The following is a 21590-nucleotide window of genomic DNA, read 5'->3' on the forward strand; positions in this document are numbered from 1 at the left end:
TAATATCTTTACCAGGTTAACACCTTGGTAGAGTGGGGCTCATGACAGGACTTCGGCAGTTGCAGAGGGAACACGTGCGCGAGGCCATCTCTACGGCGGCCATCTCGCTCTTCCTGGCGCGTGGTTTCGACGAGGTTCCCGTCACCGAGATCGCCGCCGCCGCGCGGGTGTCGAAGCCGACGCTGTTCAAGTACTTCCCGGCCAAGGAGGACCTCGTCCTGCACCGCATCAGCGACCACCAGGGCGAGTTCGCGCGGGTGGTGCGGCAGCGCGCCGCCGGCGAGCACCCGCTGACGGCGCTGCACCGGCACTTCCTCGACGCCCTGGCCCGGCACGACCCGGTCACCGGGCTGAACGACCAGCCGGAGGTGGTGGCCTTTCGCCGCATGGTGTTCGGCACGCCCAGCGTGGCCGCCCGCCTGCTGCACCACATGTCGATGGACGAGGACGCCCTGACCGACGCGCTCGCGGAGGCTCCGGAGATCCCCGACGCCCTGACCGCCTCGCTGCTGGCGGCGCAGGTGCTGGCCGTGCACCGGGTACTGGCCAAGCACAACTGGCAGGCCCTGGCCGACGGGCGCGCGCTGGCGGAGGTCGAGCCGGAGGCCGTACGCCGCGCCGACCGCGCCTTCGCCCTGCTGCGCCACGATTGAGGAGCGACATGCCAGACCCCGAAACAGACCCCGAAACAGACCCCGAAACAGACCCCGAAACAGACCTCGAAACGGCCCTCGAAACGGCCCTCGAAACGGCCCTCGAAACGGCCAGGGCCCGGCTGCGGCACGAGCTGCTGGACACGGCCTCCGGCACCACCGCCGTCGGCGCGGCCACCGGCCTGACCGACCCCGGCCTCCTGACCAGGGCCGCCCTCCCGACCGGTCCCGACGTCTCGACTGACCCCCACGACCTGGCGGATCGCGACGACCGGCCCGGCTCCGATGGCACATGGCCGGACCTCGACTACGCCGACCGGGGCGACGGCCGGAACTGGGCGCCGCTGGAACACCTGTCCAGGACCCTCACCCTGGCGCTCTCAACGCAGCACCGGCCCACCGCGCTCACCGCCCTCGAAGCCTGGCGCCGCCGCGGGCCGCGCAGCGCCAACTGGTGGTACAACGAGATCGCCGCACCCCAGCTGGCCGGAGACGCCCTCCTGCTGCTCGCCGACCGACTCGGCCCGGCCGAGCGCGCGGCCTGGGGCGCCTGGCTCGCGGGCTGCGCGGGCCCCGCGGAGATGACCGGCCAGAACCTCGTCTGGACCCAGGCGGTCGTCCTGCGCCACGGCCTGCTGGTGGACGACGCCGGCCTGGTCGCCTCGGCGGTCGCACGGATGGCGACGACCCTGCGGCCGACCCGCGGCGAGGGGATCCAGGACGACTTCAGCTTCCACCAGCACGGCGCGCAGCTCTACTCCGGCGGCTACGGCTTCGCGCTGGCCGCCGACCTGGGCTTGTGGATCTATGTGGTGTACGGGACGCCGTGGGCGTTCGGCGCGGCCGAGGTGGGCTTCTTCACCGATTTCCTGCTGGACGGCCTGCGGTGGGCGATCCATGGGGGCGCCTTCGACTTCACCGCCATGGGCCGCAACATCACCCGCGCGGACGCCCACCGCCCTACTCCCGATCTGCGGACCGCGATCCGCCGCCTGCGCGCGGCTGGAGCGCCTCGGCAGGCCGAGCTGGCGGCGTTCGAACAGCACTTGACCAAGGCCGAGCGGCCGACTGCGGGACCCACTGCCGGGTCCGCTGCGGAACTCGCTGCCGGGACCGCTCTCGGGTCCGCTACCAGGACCGCTGCCGGAACGGCTGCCGGAACCGCTCCCAGGTCCGCTCCGGGGGCCGCTGCTGGGTCCAAGGCGGCACGGCTCACTACCGGGGCCGGAGGCGCACGGCCCACTGCCACGACCAGGACCGCACGGCCCGCTGCCGGGCCCGTTGGATGTCGTTATTACCCGCGTTCCGACTACCTCGTCCATCGGCGGCCCGGCTGGTCGGTGTCCGTGCGTATGTCGTCCACCCGTACCGCGCCCACCGAGAGCATGAACGGCGAGAACCTGCGTGGCCGCCACCTCGGCGACGGCGTCGCCCCCATCCGGGTCGGTGACGGGCCGGAGGACGGCTACCGGGCCGTCATCCCGCTGTGGGACTGGGCGCGGCTGCCCGGCGTGACCGCCGAGCAGCACCCGGACCCGGCGGCGCCCCTCCCGCGTCCCAACGGTCAGCACGGCGCGTCGCCGGACGTCGGCGGCTGGACGGACGGCCGCCACGGCATCGCCGTGATGCGCCTGGCGGGGACCGACCGGATCGCGGACGGCTGGAAGGCGTGGTTCTGCTTCGATGACGTCTTCGTCGCGCTCGGGGCCGGGATCACCGCGCCGTCGGCCGCGTACCCGGTGGTGACGACGATCGACCAACGCCTGGCGACCGGCCCCTTGACGACCGGGCCGTTGACCACCGGGCACTTCGTGCATCAGGGGCGGATCGGTTACCTGCCGCTGTCCGGCCGGGAATCCCTGTCGGCGCGAGTCGAGCGCCGGAGCGGCAGCTGGTCGGACATCACCGCGACGGGGTCCACCGAGACGCTGGCCGCCGAGGTGTTCACCGTCGGCTTCGACCACGGCCCGCGGCCGACCGGCGCCACGTACGCGTGCCTGGTCCTGCCCGGCGCCGACGCGGCGGACACGGCCGCGCGCTGGGCAGACCCCGGTGTCACCGTGCTGGCCAACACTCCGCTGCTGCAGGCGGTCCGCTGCGACCGCAGCGGCGTGACCCTCACCGCCCGCCACGACGCCCGAGGGCTGGCCTTCACGCGGAGTTGATGTTTACTTCGTTATATCGTTCGATATAGCATCCGAGCCATGATGAACGCACGGCGCGCCCCCGGCGGGGGCGGTCTCGGGCCGACCGGGCGCTTCTTCGGGCCCGGTGAGCTGCGCCTGGCGATCCTGGCCCTGCTCGCCGAGCAGCCCGGCCACGGTTATCAGGTGATGAACCGCCTCGCCGACCGGTTCAACGGGACGTACGAGCCCAGCGCGGGCTCCATCTACCCGACGCTGCAACTGCTGGAGGACGAGGGCCTCGTCCGGGTCGAGGCGGCCGAGGGACGCAAGGTGCACCACATCACCGAGGCGGGCCAGAGCGTGGTCGGCGAGCAGGCCGAGGAGATCGACCGGCTCTGGGCGCGGGCGGCCAGCCGGGGCGAGTGGGGGATGTTCCGCGAGCCCGAGGCGGCCGAGATCATCGGCCCGGCCCTGCGCCTGGTGAAGGCCGCGGTCAAGACGCTCGCCCACGCGCACGGCGACCCCCGGGTGGTCGACGAGATCCAGACGATCTTCATCGAGGCCCGCCGCCGGATCGAGCAACTGGACCCCCGCCGCCGCTGACCGTCCGCGCTCGAACCCGTCCGCACGTTCTCGCTCAGCCCGTACGAGCTCAGCCCGCGTCCGCGCTCAGACAGGAGTTGACATGAAGACGACCATCACCCGCGCGCTGCGCGACCGGCTGTTCGTCGTCGGGGAGGTGTTGGAGACCGAGCAGGTGACGCCGCGCATGCGGAAGATCAGGATCGGCGGCGAGGCCCTGGACGGGCTGAAGTGGACCCCGGGGCAGCACGTCCGGCTGGCGATCAACGACATCTTCGCCGCCCGTACGTGGTTACGCGGCGAGATCACCGACGCCCTGCGTACGTACTCCGTCTGGCACCACGACCCCAGCTGGCAGACCATCGAGCTGATCGGCTTCGACCACGGCGGCGACGGACCTGGCACCACTTGGATCAGGAACGCCCGCCCCGGCCAGGAGATCGCCTTCACCAAGCCGGAAGGCAGCCTTGTGGTACGCCCCGCGCCCTACCATCTGTTCGCCGGGGAGGAGACGGCGTCGGTCGCGTTCGGCGCGATGCTGCGCGCGCTGCCGCTGGGCGAGACGGTGTTCGGGGCCGTGGAGGCCGATGGGCCCGGTGACCACCTGGACCTGCCGCGCGAGCTCACCCGGGTCTGCCGCGACGGAGCGTCCGCCGCGGGCTCCGAACTGCTGGTGGAGGCCGTCAGGAAGCTCGACCTGCCGGACGAGCCCGGGGTGGCCTACCTCGCCGGGGAGGCCAGGACGATTCAGGCCGTCCGCGCGCATCTCGTACGCGAACGGGGCTGGCAGCGCGGGGACGTCCGGACGAAGCCCTTCTGGACGCCCGGCAAGCGCGGCCTCGACTGACATAGGTGTATACAGCGGGCGTGAGATCCTGGGCTGGTGCTTCCTCCGATCGATGAGTTGCGTGAGCTGGTCACCACCCGCCTGACCGACTTCGACCGCCGGGAGGTGCCTCCGGCCGAGGGGGTGCGCCGGGCCGCCGTGACGGTGTGCGTGCTCAGGGACCCGGCCGGCCTGCCGTACACGGTCCTCATCAGGCGGGCGCCGCGCGGGCGCAATCCCGGGCAGTGGGCGCTGCCGGGCGGGCGGCTCGACGACGGCGAGCAGCCGGTCGAGGCGGCGCTGCGGGAGCTGGCCGAGGAGACGGCCGTCACCGGCGTCGAGGTGGCCGGGCTGCTCGACGACTTCGTCACCGACTCGGGGTTCGTCATCACGCCGGTGGTGGCCTTCGGCGGGGAGCAGCGGCCGGTCGCCGACGCGCACGAGGTGGCCTCGGTGCACGCGGTGCCCCTGGAGCGGTTCCTGGCGCCGGGGGTGCCGCGCTGGCGCGGCGGGCTGCTGCAGATGCCGCTCGGGCCCTCGATCGTCGTTCACGCGCCGACGGGGGCGATTTTGTGGCAGTTCGCGGAGGTCGCCCTGCGTGGCCGTGAGCTGCGGGTCTTCGACGTCGCCCAGCCACACTGGACCAGAACCTGACCGATTCTTTTGGCCCGGTGGAATACGTGCCGCCGGATGTCCGTTAGCATCGAATGGCCGATGTGGTCTGTGTCCCCCGGGCCGCAAATTACCGCCTTCACGGAATACCGTTCGGCTGGAGCCGTGTTGTGCATCTCGCCGAGGAGGCGACCGCCACATCGGCCTTAGGCTTTTCAGGCGCCCCGGCTCCGGCCGGGGCGCCTGCTCTAGGGTGGGTGGCCGGACCGCCGATCATCCAGGAGAGCCCGTTGCTGTATCAAGTGGTCAAGTTCGCCGCTACGCCGATCGCCCATGCGATGTGCCGCCCGCACATCTCCGGCGCGGCGCACGTGCCGAGGACGGGACCGGCGATTCTGGCCGCCAACCACTTGTCGGTGCTCGACTCCTACCTGCTGCCCGCGCTGCTGCCGCGGCACGTGACGTTCGCCGCCAAGAAGGAGTACTTCTCCGGCAACCCGGTCTCCGGCTGGTTCATGCGCCTGGGTGGCAGCCTGCCCACCGACCGCGACAGCGCGCACGCCGCGCAGGAGATGCTCGACGCCGCCGCCGACCTGCTGGACCGCGGCGAACTGTTCGGCATCCACCCCGAGGGCACCCGCTCCCCCGACGGCCGCCTCTACCGCGGCAAGATCGGTGTGGCCTGGCTGGCGCTCAAGACGGGCGCGCCCGTGCTGCCGGTGGCCCTCAGCGGCACCGAACGCGTGCTGCCGGTCGGCGCCAAGGTGCCGCGTCCGGCCAGGATCGGCATCACGATCGGCGCGCCGATGCGGTTCGAGGGCGACCACACCAAGGCCCGCGACCGGCGCCGGGTGACCGACGAGATCATGGCCGCGATCCGGGAACTGTCCGGCCAGGAATACGTGCCGACCTATGCGTCGAGCTTCAAAGCTGCCAGCAATATGTCCTAATTTGTCGCTAAGCTCTGCAACCTGTCGATGACCTGGGGGCTGACCAGTGGCGCGTGGCCGCACCATCGCGATCGTGTCCTGCGTCACCGTGCTGGCGGTGGGGGCCGCTGCCGGTGGCGCGTACTACGTGCTTCACACCAGAGGCACACCCGCCGAGACGGCGCGGCTCTTCGCCGCCGCCTGGCAGTCGGGTGACAAGGCGGCCATGAGCGCCACGCTGGCCGCGCCGCAGCAACTGACGGCGTACGACCAGATGCGCACCGGCCTCGCGGTCGAGTCGACCTCGATCAAGCTCGGCGCCGTCACCGAGTCCGGCGACGACCGGGCGCGCGTGCCGTACACCACGACCTTGAAGCTGAAGAACATCGGCGACTGGACCTACGAGGGACAGATCGACCTGAAGGTGGCCGACCGCGCCTGGAAGGTCGACTGGACGCCCAAGACCCTGCACCCGTCGCTGACCGCCGGCGCCACGTTCGCGCTCAAGACGCGCTGGCCCGACCGGGCGAAGATCACCGACGCCGACGGCGGCCGCATCGACGACGGCTCGGCCGGCGGGTCGGTGCAACAGCTCGTCGGCTACCTCGAGAAGGCGACCAAGAAGGACGTGGCCAAGCTCGGCTCGTCCTACCAGGTCGGCCAGGCCATCGGCCGGGACGGGCTGCAGGCGACGTTCCAGAAGCAGCTGGCGGGCACCCCGGCGACCGAGATCAAGGTCGGCGACAAGACGCTGCAGACGATCGAGGGCGGCGAGGGCGAGGATGTGAAGACGACGCTCGACCCGCGCGCGCAGGCCGCGGCGGTGGCCGCCGTCAAGGACGTCAAGAAGCCCACCTCGATGGTCGCGATCAAGCCGAGCACCGGCGAGATCCTGGCCGTGGTCAACAACCAGGGCGGCTTCAACCGGGCGCTCGACGGCCGTTATCCGCCGGGCTCGACGTTCAAGGCCGTCACCGCGATCGGGCTGCTGGCGGCCGGGATGTCGCCGGAGGACAAGGTGACCTGCCCGATGTACGCGACGGTGGGCGGGTTGAAGATCCGCAACTCGGAGAAGGAGGAGTTCGGGTCGCTGTCGTTCCTCGACTCCTTCGCGCACTCGTGCAACACCACGTTCGCGCCGCTCGCCGAGACGCGCCTGGGCGCCGACAAGCTGCTCAAGGCGGCCGAGGACGTCGGGTTCAACCAGCCGCTGAACATCGGGGTGTCGGCCACCAAGGCGAGCTTCCCCAAGGCGGAGTCGGACGCCGAACTGGCCGCCGAATCGTTCGGGCAGGCCAGGATCACGGCCAGTCCGCTGTCCATGGCCTCGGTCGCGGCGGCCATCGCCGACGGCACCTGGCGGCCGCCCACGCTGGTGCCCGACCTGAAGCAGAAGGCGGCCGAGCAGCCGCTGCCCGAGGGCGTCAAAACCAACCTGCACGCCATGATGGCCGCCGTCGTCTCCAAGGGCACCGCCAAGGCGTCCGGGCTGCCCTCGGGCACGCACGGCAAGACGGGTACGGCCGAGTACGGCACCGGCGACAAGCTCCAGACTCATGCCTGGTTCATGGGGTTCAAGGATGACGTGGCCTTCGCCGTGGTGGTGGAGGGCGGCGGCACCGGGGGCAAGGTCGCGGCCCCGGTGGCGGCCACCTTCCTGCGCCACCTGTGACCCGATCAGCCCGCCAGGCCGCCTCTGTCCAGGCGGGCTCTTTCCGCCGTCCCGGTCTCGTCCGCGTGGCCCCTTGCCGTGGGGCGGGTGTTCTGGTGGTAGACCCGCCACTGGTCGAGACCGGGGAACGTGCCGATCGTCAACTCCGCCAGCAGCGCCCCGGTCCACGCCTCCTCGGCCACACTCATGGCCAGGGCGTATTCGGACTCGATGAGGAACAGCCGCGGGATCTCACCGCGCTCGACTTCCAGGGTCTCGCGCTGGACGGCGATCCGGTCACGGAGCAGGGCGAGCCGCCGCCGGAGCAGCGCGGCGACCTCGTCGGGGTCGAGGCCGCCCATCACCGACAGCCCCGCCTCGAACCCCGTCGGCTCCCGCTCGGGAGTCCCCAGGAGCTCGCGCGTCCAATCCTCGGCCTCCTCGCGGCCGTCGCCGGTGATGCGGTAGACGGTCCGCTCGGGCCGGCCCCCTTGCCGCGTGCTCTCCGTGGCCTCGATCAAACCGTGCTTCTCCAGATTGCGTACCACTGTGTAGAAGGAGCCCCACTTGATAGGCATCTCGCGGTCCTTGCCACGGGCCCGCAGGACGGATGCCATCTCGTACGGATGCATCGGCCGTTCCGCGACCACCGTGAGCACGGCGAGGGCCAGCAGATTGGCCACCCGGCGTCGTTGCGCCACCCACACCATCCTCTTAGGCGAATATTCGTGGGCGACTATACGCATGCGAGTATTCCTGGAGCAATAGGGCTTGTTTTCTTCAGCGGGTGAGATCACGGCCTGCGGACCCAGCAGCCGCGCCTCGTACACGGTGTCTGTCGCCCGGCACCCCACCTCTGACGTCCGGCCCGTCGAGTCCGGCCCGTGGGTCCAGCCCGTGGGCTCCACCCCGTGGGTCCCAGCCTCAGGCGTCTAGCGCACAGCGGCCCGGCGTCTGGTGCTGAGCGTCTGGCGGCTGGCGCGCAGCGGTCGGCGCGCGGGCATCGCAAAACGCCGGATATTTCGGGAGATGCGTTAGAGCGAGGCGGCCAGTGCCAGTGCCGTGGCGGCCTCGTGACGCAGGACCATGATCAGCAGCGTGGCGACCAGAGTGGCGATCAGCAGCCAGCTGATCAGGATGATGACCGTCGAGCGGCGCGGCCTGCGCCTGCGACCGGAGGCCCCGTCGACCTTCTCCTCGCTGCGACGAGCCCGCTCGTTGAACGACTCCAACCTCGCCACGAGTCGCGGATCGTCATCGACGAGGTGCTGCTCGATCTGCGCCAGCATCCGCTCCTCGTCCTGCGACCAGGCCATGGGTGCACCTCCGGAACGCAAGCTCTGTGCCGGGTTTCTGCCCAACCATGAAGATCATTAGCCCCCGCCCAAGCAGGTAATTGCCACCTCTTTTCATTTGCGATCTTCGTCGAACTTTTGTTCTAATCATGGGATGCGCTGGGACAACCTGCGCCTGGCCGACTCCGGCCAGGACGATCCGGCCGTGCCGCTGTTCGCCCGCGGCGCGGTCACCCGCACGTTCGACACTCCCGAGTTCGAGGGGATGACCTTCTACGAGATCCAGGCCCGCTCGATCATCAACCGGGTGCCGGCGGTCAGCCGGGTCCCGTTCGAGCACACCATCAATCCCTATCGGGGCTGCGGCCACCGCTGCGTCTACTGCTTCGCCCGCAAGACCCACCAGTACCTCGACCTCGACGTCGGCGCCGATTTCGACTCGAAGATCGTGGTCAAGGTCAACGCCGCCGAGCTGGCCCGCAAGGAGCTGGCGGCGCCGCGTTGGCAGGGCGGCCCCATCGCCATGGGCACCAACGTCGACTGCTACCAGCGGGCCGAGGGCCGCTATCAGCTGATGCGCGGCATCCTGGCCGCCCTGCGCGACGCCGCGAACCCGTTCTCGATCCTCACCAAGGGCACGCTCATCCTGCGCGATCTCGACCTGCTGACCGAGGCCGCCGAGGTCACCCAGGTGAGCGCCAGCGTGTCGGTCGGCTTCGTCGACCCCGGCGTGTGGCGCTCCGTCGAGCCCGGCACCCCCGCCCCGCGCCGGCGGCTGGAGGTCTGCGCCACACTCAACGACCACGGCATCTCCTGCGGCGTGCTGATGGCGCCGATCCTGCCGTACCTCACCGACTCCCCCGACCAGCTCGAACGCACCGTCAAGGAGATCGCCCAGGCGGGCGCCACCCACCTCGCGCCCATCGTCCTGCACCTGCGCCCCGGGGCGCGCGAGTGGTGGCTGGCGTGGCTGTCGCGCGAGCACCCTCGGCTCGTGCCGCGCTATCTGGAGCTGTACGGAAGGGGCGCCTACGCTCCACAGGCCTACCAGCAGCGCATCACCGACCAGGTCAAGGAGCTGGCCCGACGCCACGGCGTCGGCCGGGCGACCGCGACTTCAGCCCGCCGCCTCCCACCCCGCCCCGGACCCGCCCCACAGGGCCGCCCCGAGCTCGCTTCAGAGGCCCGACCCGAGCCTGCTCCACAGGCCCGGCCCGACCCGACGGCGCGGCAGCTCAGCCTCCCCGGCCTCTGACGGGCGCGGCAGCTCGGCCTCTCCGGTCTGCCCGGGCGGCGGGTGAGTCAGCCGCGAATAAATCGCTGGCTGTGCGGTCGACGCGAGTGACATCATTGGGCCGTTTCCGACGCCGACCAGCAGGAGCATGTGATGCGGTGCCTCCGAGTCTCCCAGCGCCCCATTGGCACGAGAGTTCTCGAGGCTTCGACCACGCATGCACATCCTCAACATCGGCATCCTCGCGCACGTAGACGCGGGTAAGACCAGCCTGACCGAGCGGCTGCTGTTCCGGACCGGCGCGATCGACCGGCTGGGCAGGGTCGACGACGGCAGCACACAGACCGACAGCGGGGCCATCGAGCGGCGCCGCGGCATCACCATCCGCACCGCCGTCGCCTCCTTCACCGTGGGCGACCTACGGGTCAACCTCATCGACACACCCGGCCACGCCGACTTCGTGGCCGAGGTCGAACGCGCGCTCGGCGTGCTCGACGGCGCCGTGCTGGTGCTGTCGGCCGTCGAAGGGGTTCAGCCGCACTCGCGCCTGCTGATGAAGACGCTGCGCAGGCTGCGGGTGCCTACGCTGATCTTCGTCAACAAGATCGACCGGGCCGGGGCCCGGGAGCGGGAGTTGCTGGACGATATCCGGCGGTGGCTCTCGCCGTACACCGTCGCTTTGAACACCGTGGAAGAGATCGGCGGCCCGGATGCCCGTACGCGCCGCATCGTCGGCCCGGACGAGGCGGACCGTTCCGGCGATTCCGTCAGGGGCGGCCAGGTGGCCGAGATGCTGGCCGAGCATGACGACGGCATCCTGGAGTCGCTCGTCGAGGGGCGGGCGCCGAGCGGCCCGCAGGTGTGGGCGGCGATGGCCCGGCAGTGCGCCGATGGGGTGCTGCATCCGGTGCTGTTCGGATCGGCGATGACCGGGCGGGGTGTCGGCGACCTGCTCGACGGGTTCCGGCTGCTGCCCGCCACGGCTGCGTCGGGCACGCACGCGTCGGGTGGGACGCTCGGGGCGACGGTGTTCGCGATCGAGCGGGGCGCCGCCGGGGAGAAGGTCGCCTATCTGCGGATGCGGTCCGGTGTGCTGCGGGCGCGGCAGCGGGTGCCCTTCCATCGCCTGCGCCGTGACGGGACGGTGGAGGAGTACGGGGGGCGGCCGACCGCGGTGCGCGTGGCCGGGTCGGCGGAGTCGCAGGCGGTGGCCGGGGACATCGCGAAGGTGTGGGGCGTGCCCGAGATCCGGGTCGGCGACCACCTCGGCACCCCGCCGGACAGCCGCCTAGACACCCCACCAGGCGATCAGCTCAGCATCCCACCAGCCAGCCAACCCGGCACCCCGCCAGGCAGCCGCCTCAGCGCCCCGCCAGGTGGCCACCCCGGCACCCCGCCCAAGGGCGCGCCCAAGAGTGGGCATTTCCCGGCGCCCAGCCTGGAGACGGTGGTCAGGCCGCGGATCCCCGGGCAGGAGGGCCGGCTGCATGCCGCGCTCGCCGCCCTGGCCGAGCAGGACCCGCTGATCGGCACCCGCGCCCTGCCCGGCGGCCGGACGTCCGTCCTCCTCTATGGGGAGGTGCAGAAGGAGGTCATCGCCGAGACGCTGGCCGCCGAGTTCGGGGTGGAGGCGGTGTTCGAGCCGACCAGGCCCGTCTATCTCGAACGGCCCGCGCGCCGGGCGGAAATCGTCGAGGAGATCGCGCGCCACGGCCGCGACGACTTCGTCGCCACCGTCGGCCTGCGGGTGGAGCCCGCCGCCATCGGGTCCGGCGTCGGATACCGGCTGGGCGTGGATCTGGGGTCGCTGCCGCTGGCCTTCCACCGGGCCATCGAGGACACCGTACGCGACAAGCTGTCCGAGGGCCCGCACGGCTGGCCGGTCACCGACTGCCTGGTCACGCTGACCAGAACCGGTTATGCCAGCCCGATCACCACGGCGGCCGACTTCCGCGGGCGGACGACGAACGTGCTGCGGCGGGCGCTGCGCCAGGCGGGCACCCGGGTGTACGAGCCGTGCAACCGCTTCGAGCTGGAGGTGCCGCCGGAGTCGCTGAGCGCGGCGACCGTACGGCTGGCGGCCCTGGGCGGCGTGGTGGCCGATGCCGTACGGCGGGAGGCGGTGTGGCTGGTCAGCGGTGACATCCCGGCCGTGGCGGTGCGCGAGTTCGAGCTGGCACTGCCCGGCCTCTCACATGGCGAGGGCGTGTGGTGGTCGCAGCCCTTCGGTGACCGTCCCGCTCGAAGGTAACGATAGGTCACCACTTGTCCGCAGACAGTTACCTCACATGTCGGTTTTCTCCCGGAAATGGGTACTAAGGCGGTTGATGTACTTATCCCACATCATTCGTTCAGGGGGAACCATGGCTCAGACGAACAAGAAGCCGGCCGCCAAGACCGGCAAGACCAAGAAACAGACGACCAAGCCCGCCCGCCAGGACAAGGACCTCAAGGACGCCAAGAAGGAGCCCAGGAAGCCGGACGTGGCTTGACGCGGTGAAAGGATCAGGCAGCCGCGGCCGGAGTCCCGGCTGCCTGATCACGGAGCACACATGTCCGCCTACTTGCGCTTCCCCTCCATCTTCCAGGACGTGGTCGTCTTCGCGGCCGAGGACGACCTGTGGATGGTCTCCGCCCTCGGGGGGCGCGCCTTCCGCCTGACCGCCGGGCTCGCCGAGGCCGGCTACCCGCGCATCTCGCCGCGCGGCGACCAGCTCGCCTTCGTCGGGCGCGAGGAGGGCCCGGAAGAGGTGTACGTCATGCCCGCCGACGGGGGCGCGGCCCGGCGGGTCACCTATCACGGAGCCCGCTGCGCCGTGACCGGCTGGGACCCCGAGGGCCGCATCCTGTACGCCAGCGACGAGTGCCAGCCGTTCGAGGGCCGCAAGTGGCTGCACCGGGTCGCGCCGGGCGGCATACCGCACCGCCTGCCGTACGGGCCGGCGAACTCCATCGCCCACGGCCCCCGCACCATGATCGTCCTGGGGCGCAACACCGCCGATCCCGCGCGCTGGAAGAGGTACCGCGGCGGCACCGTCGGCGACCTGTGGATCGACCCCGACGGCGAAGGCCGCTTCCGCCGGCTCATCCGGCTGCCCGGCAACCTGGCCTCCCCCTGCTGGAGCGGTGACCGCGTCTGCTTCCTGTCCGACCACGAGGGCGTCGGCAACGTGTACTCCTGCACTCCGGAAGGCGACGACCTGCGCAAGCACACCCACCACGACGACTACTACGCGCGCAATCTGTCCGGTGGCGGCCACCGCCTCGTCTACCACGCGGGCGCCGACCTCTACCTGCTCGATCCCGGGGACGCGCCCCAGCGGATCGACGTACGGCTGGCCAGCTCCAGGACCCAGCGCAACCGCAGGTTCGTGGAGGCCGACGACTATCTCGAGGGCGCCACGCTCACTCCCGACGGCAGCGCCCTGGCCGTCACCGCGCGCGGCAAGGCGTACACCATGGCCGGTTGGGAAGGGCCGGTCCGGCAGCACGGCGAGCCCGACGGCGTCCGCTACCGCTTCCTGACCTTCCTCAACGACGGCCGCCGCCTCATCGCCGCCGCCAGCGACGACGGCGACGAGGAACAGCTGGTCATCCTCGGCGACCCGGCCGCCCCGGCGATCGCCCGGCTCGGGCGCATCACCGCGCTCGTACCCGATCCCGCCCACGACCGCGTCGCCGTGACCAACCACCGCGACGAGCTGCACCTCGTCGATCTGGACACCGGGCGGGCCGTGCTCGTCGAGGCCAACCCGCACGGCCCGCCGGCGGACCCCGCCTGGTCGCACGACGGCCATTGGCTCGCGTACGCCACCCCGCTGAACGCCCACACCGCCGCGATCATGCTGCACCACCCCGCGACCGGCGAGACCGTCGCCGCCACCGAGCCCCTGCTCGAGGACTCCCGTCCCGCCTTCGACCCGCGCGGCCGCTACCTCTACTTCATCGGCCAGCGCGTCTTCTCCCCCGTCTACGACCAGCTCCAGTTCGACCTCGGCTTCCCCCTCGGCACCCGTCCCTACGCCATCGCGCTGCGACGGGACGTCCCCGACCCGTTCGTCCCGAACCCCCGGCCCCTGGGAGCGAAGGACGAGGAGGAGGAAGAGGAGGAGGGGGAGCCCGAGCCGCTGCGCGTCGACCTTGAGGGCCTGGCCCGCCGCGTCACCGCGTTCCCCCTGCCGGAAGGCCGCTACGAGCGCGTCGCCGGGCTGCCGGGCAAGGCCCTCATCCTCAGCAGCCCGCTGCAGGGCGAGAGCATCCTGGACCTCTACGACTTCACCAAGGGTGAGGGCGAGACCTTCGCCCGCGGCGTCAGCGACTTCGAGCTGGGCCGCGATCACAAGACGCTCCTGTACCGGGCGGGCGACCGGCTGCGCGTGCTGAAGGCCACCGAGACGCCCGACGACGACGGCGACACCCCGGGCCGCGAGAGCGGGTGGATCGACCTGTCCCGGATCAAGGTGTCGGTCTGCCCGGCGGCGGAATGGCGGCAGATGTTCCGCGAGGCGTGGCGCCTGCAGCTCGAGAACTTCTGGACCGAGGACATGGCCGGCGTCGACTGGCACGCCGTCTACGAGCGCTACCTGCCGCTCGTCGAACGCGTCAGCACCCGCGGCGAATTCTCCGACCTGCTGTGGGAGCTCCATGGGGAGCTGGCCACCAGTCACGCCTACGAGAGCGGCGGCGAGTACCGGCCGGGCCCCGACTACACCCAGGGCAAGCTCGGCGTCGATTGGGACCACCGCGACGGCGTCTACCACATCGGCGCCATCGTCACCGGCGACCCGTGGAACCCCGAGGCCACCTCGCCGCTCAACCGGATCGGCCTGGACGTACGGCCGGGCGACGCGGTCCTGGCCATCAACGGCGCCCCCATCGGCGAGACCGCCACCCCCAACGAACGCCTGGTCAACCAGGCCGACGAGGAGGTCGAGCTCACCCTGCGCCGGGGCGAGCGCGTCTTCACCGCCGTCGTCCGCGCCATCGCCGACGAGGGGCCCGCCCGGTATCGCGACTGGGTCAACCTCAACCGCGCCCGCTGCCATCAGCGCTCGGACGGCCGCGTCGGATATGTGCACATTCCCGATATGGGCACCGAGGGGTTCGCCGAGTTCCACCGCGGCTTCCTGGCCGAGCACGACCGTGAGGCGCTCATCGTCGACGTCCGCTTCAACGGCGGCGGCAACGTCTCGGCGCTGCTGCTGGAGAAGCTGGCCCGCCGCCGACTCGGCTACGACTATCCCCGCTGGGGCGATCCCGAGCCCTACCCGCCGGAGTCGACGCGGGGCCCGCTGGTCGCCATCACCAACGAATGGGCCGGCTCCGACGGCGACATCTTCAGCCACACCTTCAAGCTGCGCGGCCTCGGCCCGCTCGTCGGCAAGCGAACCTGGGGCGGGGTCATCGGCATCTGGCCGCGGCACCGGCTGGCCGACGGCACCGTCACCACACAGCCAGAGTTCTCCTTCGCCTTCGACGACGTCGGCTGGCAGGTCGAGAACTACGGCACGGACCCGGACATCGAGATCGACATCACCCCGCAGGACTACGCGGCGGGCACGGACACCCAGCTAGAGAAGGCCATCGACGTGATACTCGGGCTGCTGGCCGAACACCCCCCACACACTCCGGATCCAACACATCGGCCACGGATGCAACCTTAAGAGGATTTGCAACGTCTATAGATCATGCGTGGGGTTAGTCCTCGGGGATGGACAGGACACTCCACCGAAGCGGGACAATAAGCCGGTGGCGAATTCGCACAGATCGCCACTGGCCACTTGTGTAGTGACACTCTCGGTTCAAGGGGGACTTCTCAGGTGCGCGCACTGGCACGCAAGGGCAGGTCGGCGATGGTCCGGCTGTACAAGGGCTACAACCGCCGCAAGGTGCGCAAGGCGCCGCCGCCGTCCACGGACAAGGTCAGGATTCTGATCCTGCACGCGTACGGCATGGGCGGCACGATCAGGACCGTCTTCAACCTCGCCAGTTATCTGGCCGAGAACCACGACGTGGAGATCGTCAGCATCCTGAAGGAGGCCGAGGAGCCCTTCTTCCCGATCGACCCGCGGGTCAAGTTCCGCTTCCTGGACGACCGGCTGAACCCCGGCCCGGACCCGGTACGCGCCATGCTGTCGAAGAGGCCGAGCAAGCTCATCCCGCCGGAGGAGTCGGCGTATCACCGCTTCAACCTGTGGACCGACCTCAAGCTGGCCCGCTACATCCGCTCGCTCGACACCGGGATCCTCATCTCCACCAGGCCCGGCCTCAACCTGGCGATGGCCCAGTTAGCGCTGCCGAGCGTCATCACCATCGGCCAGGAGCACGTCGCGCTGCGCACCCAGCCGGAGGCGGTGCAGGAGCTGATCAAGTGGCGCTACCGCCGCTTCGACGCCCTGGCCACCCTCACCAAGGCCGACCTGCGCGACTATCGCGCCGCCCTGCCCAAGAAGCCGAAGCGGCTGATCCGCATCCCGAACGCCGTGCCGCCGATGACCGGCGACGTGGCCAAGCTCGACTCCAAGGTCGTCATCGCCGTCGGCAGGCTGACCCGCCTCAAGGGCTTCCACCGGCTCATCGTCGCCTGGGAAGAGGTCGCCAAGACCCACCCCGACTGGAAGCTGCGCATCTTCGGCGCCGGTCCCCAGGAGGACAACCTGCGCCAGCAGGTGATCGACGCGGGTCTGGAAGGCCAGATCGAGCTGCCCGGCGCCACCTCCGACGTCGGCGCCGAGCTGGAGAAGGCGTCCGTCTTCGTGCTCAGCTCGCGCCACGAGGGCTTCCCGATGACCATCCTGGAGGCCATGGCCAAGGGGCTGGCCATCGTCAGCTTCAACAGCCCGCACGGGCCCAAGGAAATGATCACCGACGAGGTCGACGGGCTGCTGGTCAAGCCGCGTACCAACGCCAACCTCGCTACCTCGCTCCTGCGCGTCATCGAGGACGAGGAGCTGCGCCGCCGCCTGGCGGCCGGGGCGCTGGAGACGGCGCACACGTACGACGTGGACGTCATCGGCGCGCAGTGGGACGCCCTGTTCGAGGAGCTCCTGGCCCGCCGCAACGGCACCTACGTCAAGCCGACGCCGGTGGCCCCCGCGGAACCGGCCTCGGCATCGCCGGCACCGGCGCCCGCGGAGTCCGCACCGGCGCCGGCCGAGCCCGCGCGCACTCCGCGGTCCTCCTGACGGCTGACGACTGACCGCTGACCGCTGACGACTGACCGCTGACGACTGACCGCTGACGGCTGACGGCTGACGACTGACGGCCGGTTGACGACGTCCGCGCCCCCGATCGTTCCGGGCGGACGTCACAGGGCCGACTGTCAGGGCCGGTCAGGGCGTTCAGGTACGGCTCGTCAGTGCGGTCAGGTGCGGCTCGTCAGCTCGACCGGCTCCGCGATGACGTCCACCAGCGCCCCGTTGCGGTGCACCGTGATCGGCAGGGGCCGCCCGATCGCCTCGGCGAACATCAGCCGCTGCAGGCTCTGCGCGTCGCCCACCGGATGGCGGTCCGCGCTCAGCACCAGATCCCCCGCCCGCAGGCCGGCCCGGTCGGCGGGCGATCCGGACATCACCTCCACCACCCGCAGCGCGCTGTCCTGGCCGGTCCGCCGCCGCAGCGGCTCGCCCAGCGGCGCCGGTGAGGTCACCAGCCCGAGGTAGGCCCGCCGTACCCGGCCGTCCTTGATCAGCGTGGCGATGATCGCCCGCGTCGTGCTGTTGACCGGCACGGCCAGGCCCACGCCGACACCGGCCACGGCCGTGTTGACGCCGACCACCCGCGCCCGCGAGTCGGCCAGCGCTCCTCCCGAGTTGCCGGGGTTCAGGGCCGCGTCGGTCTGGATCACGTCCTCGATGAGGCGTACGGCCTGACCGCTCCGCGCCGGTAACGACCGTCCCAGTCCCGACACCACGCCGGCCGTCACCGAACCGGCCAGCCCCAGCGGGCTGCCCACCGCCACCACGAGCTGTCCCACCACCAGTTCGTCGCTGTCGCCCAGGACGGCGGGCTCGGGCGTGGGCACCTGCGCCCTGATCACCGCCAGATCCGACAGCGGATCGCGCCCCACCACCAGGAACTCACCCGACGACCCGTCGGCGAACGCCACCGTGCCCGCCCTCGACGAGCCCACCACGTGCGCGTTCGTCAGCAGGAACCCGTCGGCCGTGAAGACCACCGCCGACCCGCTGCCCCGGTCCACCCGCACGCTGGCCACCCTCGGCAGCAGCTCGGCCGCCACCGAGGAGACGACGCGGGAGTAATCATCCATGACGACACCCTTCTCAGTTGCTTACATCATTACTCCGCAACTGAGAAAACGGCCACCGCCTTTGCGCCCGGTGCCCGGATCAACAGGACCGCGCGCCACACACCCCTCCCTCTACCGCCTCAAACCTCTCACTGTGTCAAACACCACAATGTCGGGAATTGATCTCTAGAGAACCTGTGCCCAAGAATCCCCGGAGGCGTACTTGAGCACAAAGGAAACGGTCGCCCTCCTGGCAGGGGGCGTCCTGGTCGTCTCCCTCGTCGGCGGCACCAAGACCAGCCCGGCCACCGCGGCCAGCCCGCTCACCAACACCAGCGGAACCCGCCCAGGGCTCGCCCCCATCGCCACCGACGCCGACCGGGCCAGCGCCCGCACCCTCATCAAGCGGCTCCGGGTCAAGGGCCGCGGCCCCAAGACCGGCTACGAGCGCACCAGGTACGGCGACAACTGGGCCGACACCGCCACCGGCGTCCCGTACGCCCGCAACGGCTGCCGCACCCGCGACGACCTGCTCGCCCGCGACGGCCACGACGTCAAGTATCGCCAGGGCTCCCGGTGCGAGGTCGTCTCCCTCATCCTGACCGACCCCTACACCGGCCGGACCATCGACTGGCGCAAGGACCACGCCGACGAGATCCAGGTCGACCATGTCATCCCGCTCGCCTACGGCTGGCGGATGGGCACGCCGCGCTGGTCGATGTCCAAGCGCGTCGACTTCGCCAACGACCCGCTCAACCTGCTGCCCGTCGACGGCGCCGCCAACGAGCAGAAGGACGCCTCAGGGCCGGCGGGCTGGCTCCCGCCGCAACACCGCATCCGCTGCGCCTACGTCACCCGCTTCGCCCAGGTCGCGCTCAAGTACGACCTGCCCGTCACCCGCGCGGACAAGAACGCCATGCTCGCCCAGTGCCGCTGACCACCGCCACGCAGAGCACGTCTCAGAGCACGTCGATCCACTCGAAACCGTTCTTGAACGTCAGCTGGGCCAGGGTGCGCTGCCCCTGGGCGTTGGGGTGGAAGTAGTCCCACTTGCTGATGTGGTCGAGCGTGAACGGGTAGGAGAACACCGCGCCCCCGTCCGTACGGCACGCGGGTCCCAGCGTCGCGCACGCCTCGGCGGCCTCGTGGTTGTAGGCCATCACCCGCGCCCGCACCCGGGCCCGCCGCGCCACGTCCGCGGGCTTGGCCGACGAAGGTGAGGCGAGCATCGTGGGGCAGATCCGGCCGAGCGTCCAGAACGTGCGCGCCAGCGCGTTGCCCTTGCCGACCTGCCACAACCGGCGCAGGTCGGGAATGCTGGCGAAGAACACCCTGACCCCCGGCATCCCGGCCCGCAACTCCGCCAGAGCCGCGTCGAGCCGCTGCCGGTAGACCCGCACGGGCGTCATGTCCTTCTCCGCCGGCTTGCAGGCGTCCTGGGCACCGATGAGGATGGTGACGTATGTCGCCTTGGCGGTGATCGCCTGCTTCACCTGATTCATCAGGTCCGCGCTCGTCGACCCGGGCACCGCGAAGTTGCGGTTGTGCCCCACGATCGACCGGCTCAGCCCGGCCAGCCGCAGGTAGTGGCTGGTCACCTCGGCGTTGTCCCCCGCCGACCAGGAGCGGGAGGTGCACGAGACGTACCAGCCGCAGGCGTTGAACCCCGCTGAGACCGAGTCTCCCAACGCCGCCATGACTTCTGGGACAGGCTCCGCCGAGGACGCGTGGGCCGTCCCGGAACCGAGAAGAACGAGGGCAGCGGCGCAGAGGGGTGCGAGACGAGTGATCATGCGGCCCAAAGTAGGGATGGGCGCGGAGGCCGACTATGTCGTCAAGGCAACATCTGCCATCTCGGGACCGTGTTCATATCGCTGCTTGACAGTCTCGGTGCGATGGGGATGCTCCGAATATCATGCGGGTTCCCCCGTTATCTGGGTTCATTGACCGTAACCGGTCATTCACGGGGGTCCCAGTCGAACGTGTTCAGTTCCCGCATAGAGTGTCTGGGTGAGTGTCGCGCTCGGAACAACCCGCCCGCTACCGGTTCGCACCACCTCCATAGGTGACCCCGGTGACCTGCTGGCCTCCCTGCCCCGGACCGCCGCCCCCTATGCCTGGATCCGGCACGGCGAAGGACTCGTCGGCTGGGGTGAGGCCGCGCGGGTGGCCGTGCCCGCAGGTCCCGACCGGTTCGCCTGGGCGAGCCGGTGGCTCGCCGACCTGTTCGGCGACGCCCACATGGACGGCTATTTCGACGGTCCCGGCGGCATGCCGGGCGTCGGGCCCGTCGCCTTCGGCTCCTTCACCTTCGACGAGAACGCGGCCGGCTCCGTCCTCGTCGTGCCGCAGGCGGTGCTCGCCCGGCGCGACGGCCGCGCCTGGCTCACCACCATCGGCGACGCGCGCCTCGAACCCTTCACCCCCCTCCGCGACCCGGGCCGCATCAGTTACGGCGACGGCAGCCTGTCCGCCCCCGAATGGGAGCATGTCGTCGCCCAGGCCTCCCGGCGCATCCGCGAGGGCGAGCTGGAGAAGGTCGTCCTGGCCCGCGACCTGATCGCCACGGCCGAGCGGCCCATCGACGTACGCCTCCTGCTCGACCGTCTCGCGCACCGCTATCCCGACTGCTACACCTTCTCCGTGGCCGGCCTCGTCGGCGCCACCCCCGAGCTGCTCATCCGGCGCACCGGCAAGGAGGTCGAGTCGCTCGTCCTGGCCGGCACCACGCCGCGCGGCTCCGGGCCGGCCGACGATCTGGCGCGCGGCGCGGCGCTGTTCGCCTCGGCCAAGGACCGGCACGAGCACGAGTGCGCGATCGCGTCCGTACGCGAGACGCTCGCCCCGCTGTGCTCGTCGCTGCAGACGCCCGACGAGCCGGAGCTGCTCATGCTGCCCAACGTCCAGCACCTGGCCAGCCACGTCACCGGGCGCCTGGCCGACGGCGCGTCGGTGCTCGACGTGGTCGCCGCCATGCACCCGACCGCGGCCGTGGGCGGCACGCCCACCGACACCGCCATCAAGGTGATCCGGGAGCTGGAGGGGATGGATCGCGCGGGCTACGCGGGGCCGGTCGGGTGGATCGACGCGCAGGGGGACGGGGAGTGGGGTATCGCGCTGCGGTCGGGGATCGTCCGGGGGCGCCGGGCGCGCCTGTTCGCGGGCGCCGGCATCATGGGCGACTCCGACCCGAGCTCCGAACTCGCCGAGGCGCAGGCGAAGTTCCGCGTCATGCAGTACGCGCTCGAAGGATGACTTGCCGGTCTTCTGTCACAGCGCGGCCTTCTGTCACGGCGCGGTCATCTGTCACAGCGCGGTCATCTGTTACGGCCTGATTTCCTGTTACGGCACAGCACGGGAGGGCCCAGACGCCGTACATGGCTGAGGGCCTCCAGGGACACGGCCGCTGAGCCCGCACAGGGTCGGCCGCCGTT

Annotated in this window: 18 protein-coding genes; 14 read left to right on the forward strand and 4 right to left on the reverse strand. The window is 70.9% G+C overall.

All coding sequences use genetic code 11. The features are described 5' to 3' along the window. Positions 1–41 precede the first annotated feature (41 nt). From LDL49_RS12585 to LDL49_RS12615, 7 genes are all read left to right on the forward strand, one after another. Positions 42–653, forward strand: coding sequence for a TetR family transcriptional regulator (locus tag LDL49_RS12585; protein WP_225291178.1), 612 nt, complete (start codon positions 42–44; stop codon positions 651–653). An 8-nt stretch (positions 654–661) separates the two neighbouring features. Continuing rightward, entirely contained in the window at positions 662–2818 is a 2157-nt protein-coding gene (locus LDL49_RS12590; protein ID WP_225291179.1) for a polysaccharide lyase family 8 super-sandwich domain-containing protein, read from the forward strand. Positions 2819–2857: 39 nt separating this feature from the next. Further along, complete coding sequence (locus LDL49_RS12595) at positions 2858–3382, forward strand: PadR family transcriptional regulator (RefSeq protein WP_225291180.1); 525 nt, start codon at positions 2858–2860, stop codon at positions 3380–3382. Positions 3383–3464: 82 nt separating this feature from the next. Continuing rightward, on the forward strand, positions 3465–4208 hold the full coding sequence (locus LDL49_RS12600) for a siderophore-interacting protein (protein ID WP_225291181.1): 744 nt from the start codon (positions 3465–3467) through the stop codon (positions 4206–4208). 36 nt (positions 4209–4244) lie between these two features. Further along, positions 4245–4841: an NUDIX hydrolase gene (locus LDL49_RS12605; RefSeq protein ID WP_225291182.1), complete on the forward strand. Its 597-nt coding sequence runs from the start codon at positions 4245–4247 to the stop codon at positions 4839–4841. A gap of 248 nt (positions 4842–5089) precedes the next feature. Further along, entirely contained in the window at positions 5090–5749 is a 660-nt protein-coding gene (locus LDL49_RS12610) for a lysophospholipid acyltransferase family protein (protein ID WP_225291183.1), read from the forward strand. A gap of 73 nt (positions 5750–5822) precedes the next feature. Continuing rightward, positions 5823–7400 (forward strand): penicillin-binding transpeptidase domain-containing protein, encoded by a 1578-nt coding sequence (locus LDL49_RS12615; RefSeq protein ID WP_225291184.1) that lies wholly within the window; start codon positions 5823–5825, stop codon positions 7398–7400. 5 nt (positions 7401–7405) lie between these two features. Here LDL49_RS12615 and LDL49_RS12620 read toward each other — a convergent pair whose 3' ends face one another. Both LDL49_RS12620 and LDL49_RS12625 read right to left on the reverse strand, forming a co-directional pair. Next, complete coding sequence (locus LDL49_RS12620; protein ID WP_225291185.1) at positions 7406–8080, reverse strand: PadR family transcriptional regulator; 675 nt, start codon at positions 8078–8080, stop codon at positions 7406–7408. A gap of 333 nt (positions 8081–8413) precedes the next feature. After that, positions 8414–8695 (reverse strand): DUF3040 domain-containing protein, encoded by a 282-nt coding sequence (locus LDL49_RS12625; RefSeq protein ID WP_225291186.1) that lies wholly within the window; start codon positions 8693–8695, stop codon positions 8414–8416. 133 nt (positions 8696–8828) lie between these two features. On the opposite strand from LDL49_RS12625, the gene LDL49_RS12630 reads away from it, so the two are divergent. The 5 genes from LDL49_RS12630 (at position 8829) to LDL49_RS12645 (ending at position 17092) form a co-directional block, all read left to right on the forward strand. Then, complete coding sequence (locus LDL49_RS12630) at positions 8829–9929, forward strand: Rv2578c family radical SAM protein (RefSeq protein ID WP_225291187.1); 1101 nt, start codon at positions 8829–8831, stop codon at positions 9927–9929. Positions 9930–10125: 196 nt separating this feature from the next. Beyond that, positions 10126–12159: a GTP-binding protein gene (locus LDL49_RS12635; RefSeq protein ID WP_225291188.1), complete on the forward strand. Its 2034-nt coding sequence runs from the start codon at positions 10126–10128 to the stop codon at positions 12157–12159. A gap of 112 nt (positions 12160–12271) precedes the next feature. After that, a complete protein-coding gene (locus LDL49_RS56875; protein ID WP_263654937.1) occupies positions 12272–12400 on the forward strand; it encodes a hypothetical protein in 129 nt (42 codons plus the stop codon). 60 nt (positions 12401–12460) lie between these two features. Beyond that, a complete protein-coding gene (locus LDL49_RS12640) occupies positions 12461–15571 on the forward strand; it encodes a S41 family peptidase (protein ID WP_225291189.1) in 3111 nt (1036 codons plus the stop codon). A 156-nt stretch (positions 15572–15727) separates the two neighbouring features. Continuing rightward, positions 15728–17092: a glycosyltransferase family 4 protein gene (locus tag LDL49_RS12645; RefSeq protein WP_225291190.1), complete on the forward strand. Its 1365-nt coding sequence runs from the start codon at positions 15728–15730 to the stop codon at positions 17090–17092. 179 nt (positions 17093–17271) lie between these two features. On the opposite strand, the gene LDL49_RS12650 is transcribed toward LDL49_RS12645, so the two are convergent. Beyond that, positions 17272–18177 carry a S1C family serine protease gene (locus tag LDL49_RS12650; protein ID WP_225291191.1) on the reverse strand — a complete coding sequence of 302 codons (906 nt, stop codon included), beginning with the start codon at positions 18175–18177 and terminating at the stop codon, positions 17272–17274. Between the two features lie 202 nt (positions 18178–18379). Between LDL49_RS12650 and LDL49_RS12655 the strand changes: the two genes are divergently transcribed. Continuing rightward, complete coding sequence (locus tag LDL49_RS12655; RefSeq protein WP_225291192.1) at positions 18380–19093, forward strand: HNH endonuclease family protein; 714 nt, start codon at positions 18380–18382, stop codon at positions 19091–19093. Between the two features lie 22 nt (positions 19094–19115). Here the strand turns inward: LDL49_RS12655 and LDL49_RS12660 are convergent, their stop codons facing one another. Next, entirely contained in the window at positions 19116–19853 is a 738-nt protein-coding gene (locus LDL49_RS12660) for a GDSL-type esterase/lipase family protein (RefSeq protein WP_225291193.1), read from the reverse strand. 313 nt (positions 19854–20166) lie between these two features. Here LDL49_RS12660 and LDL49_RS12665 point away from each other — a divergent pair, with 313 nt between their 5' ends. Next, the gene (locus LDL49_RS12665; protein WP_225291194.1) at positions 20167–21411 is read left to right on the forward strand and encodes an isochorismate synthase; all 1245 of its coding nucleotides are present in this window, start codon (positions 20167–20169) and stop codon (positions 21409–21411) included. The last annotated feature ends 179 nt before the right edge of the window (positions 21412–21590 follow it).

This window comes from Nonomuraea aurantiaca (assembly GCF_020215705.1).
Taxonomy (GTDB): Bacteria; Actinomycetota; Actinomycetes; order Streptosporangiales; family Streptosporangiaceae; genus Nonomuraea; species Nonomuraea aurantiaca.

Coding starts and splice junctions, on each gene's coding strand:
- LDL49_RS12660 (WP_225291193.1), bottom strand. CDS start 19,853: ATGGCGGCGTTGGGAGACTCGGTCTCAGCGGGGTTCAACGCCTGCGGC.
- LDL49_RS12650 (WP_225291191.1), bottom strand. CDS start 18,177: ATGGATGATTACTCCCGCGTCGTCTCCTCGGTGGCGGCCGAGCTGCTG.
- LDL49_RS12585 (WP_225291178.1), top strand. CDS start 42: ATGACAGGACTTCGGCAGTTGCAGAGGGAACACGTGCGCGAGGCCATC.
- LDL49_RS12595 (WP_225291180.1), top strand. CDS start 2,858: ATGATGAACGCACGGCGCGCCCCCGGCGGGGGCGGTCTCGGGCCGACC.
- LDL49_RS12630 (WP_225291187.1), top strand. CDS start 8,829: ATGCGCTGGGACAACCTGCGCCTGGCCGACTCCGGCCAGGACGATCCG.
- LDL49_RS56875 (WP_263654937.1), top strand. CDS start 12,272: ATGGCTCAGACGAACAAGAAGCCGGCCGCCAAGACCGGCAAGACCAAG.
- LDL49_RS12625 (WP_225291186.1), bottom strand. CDS start 8,695: ATGGCCTGGTCGCAGGACGAGGAGCGGATGCTGGCGCAGATCGAGCAG.
- LDL49_RS12600 (WP_225291181.1), top strand. CDS start 3,465: ATGAAGACGACCATCACCCGCGCGCTGCGCGACCGGCTGTTCGTCGTC.
- LDL49_RS12640 (WP_225291189.1), top strand. CDS start 12,461: ATGTCCGCCTACTTGCGCTTCCCCTCCATCTTCCAGGACGTGGTCGTC.
- LDL49_RS12635 (WP_225291188.1), top strand. CDS start 10,126: ATGCACATCCTCAACATCGGCATCCTCGCGCACGTAGACGCGGGTAAG.
- LDL49_RS12590 (WP_225291179.1), top strand. CDS start 662: ATGCCAGACCCCGAAACAGACCCCGAAACAGACCCCGAAACAGACCCC.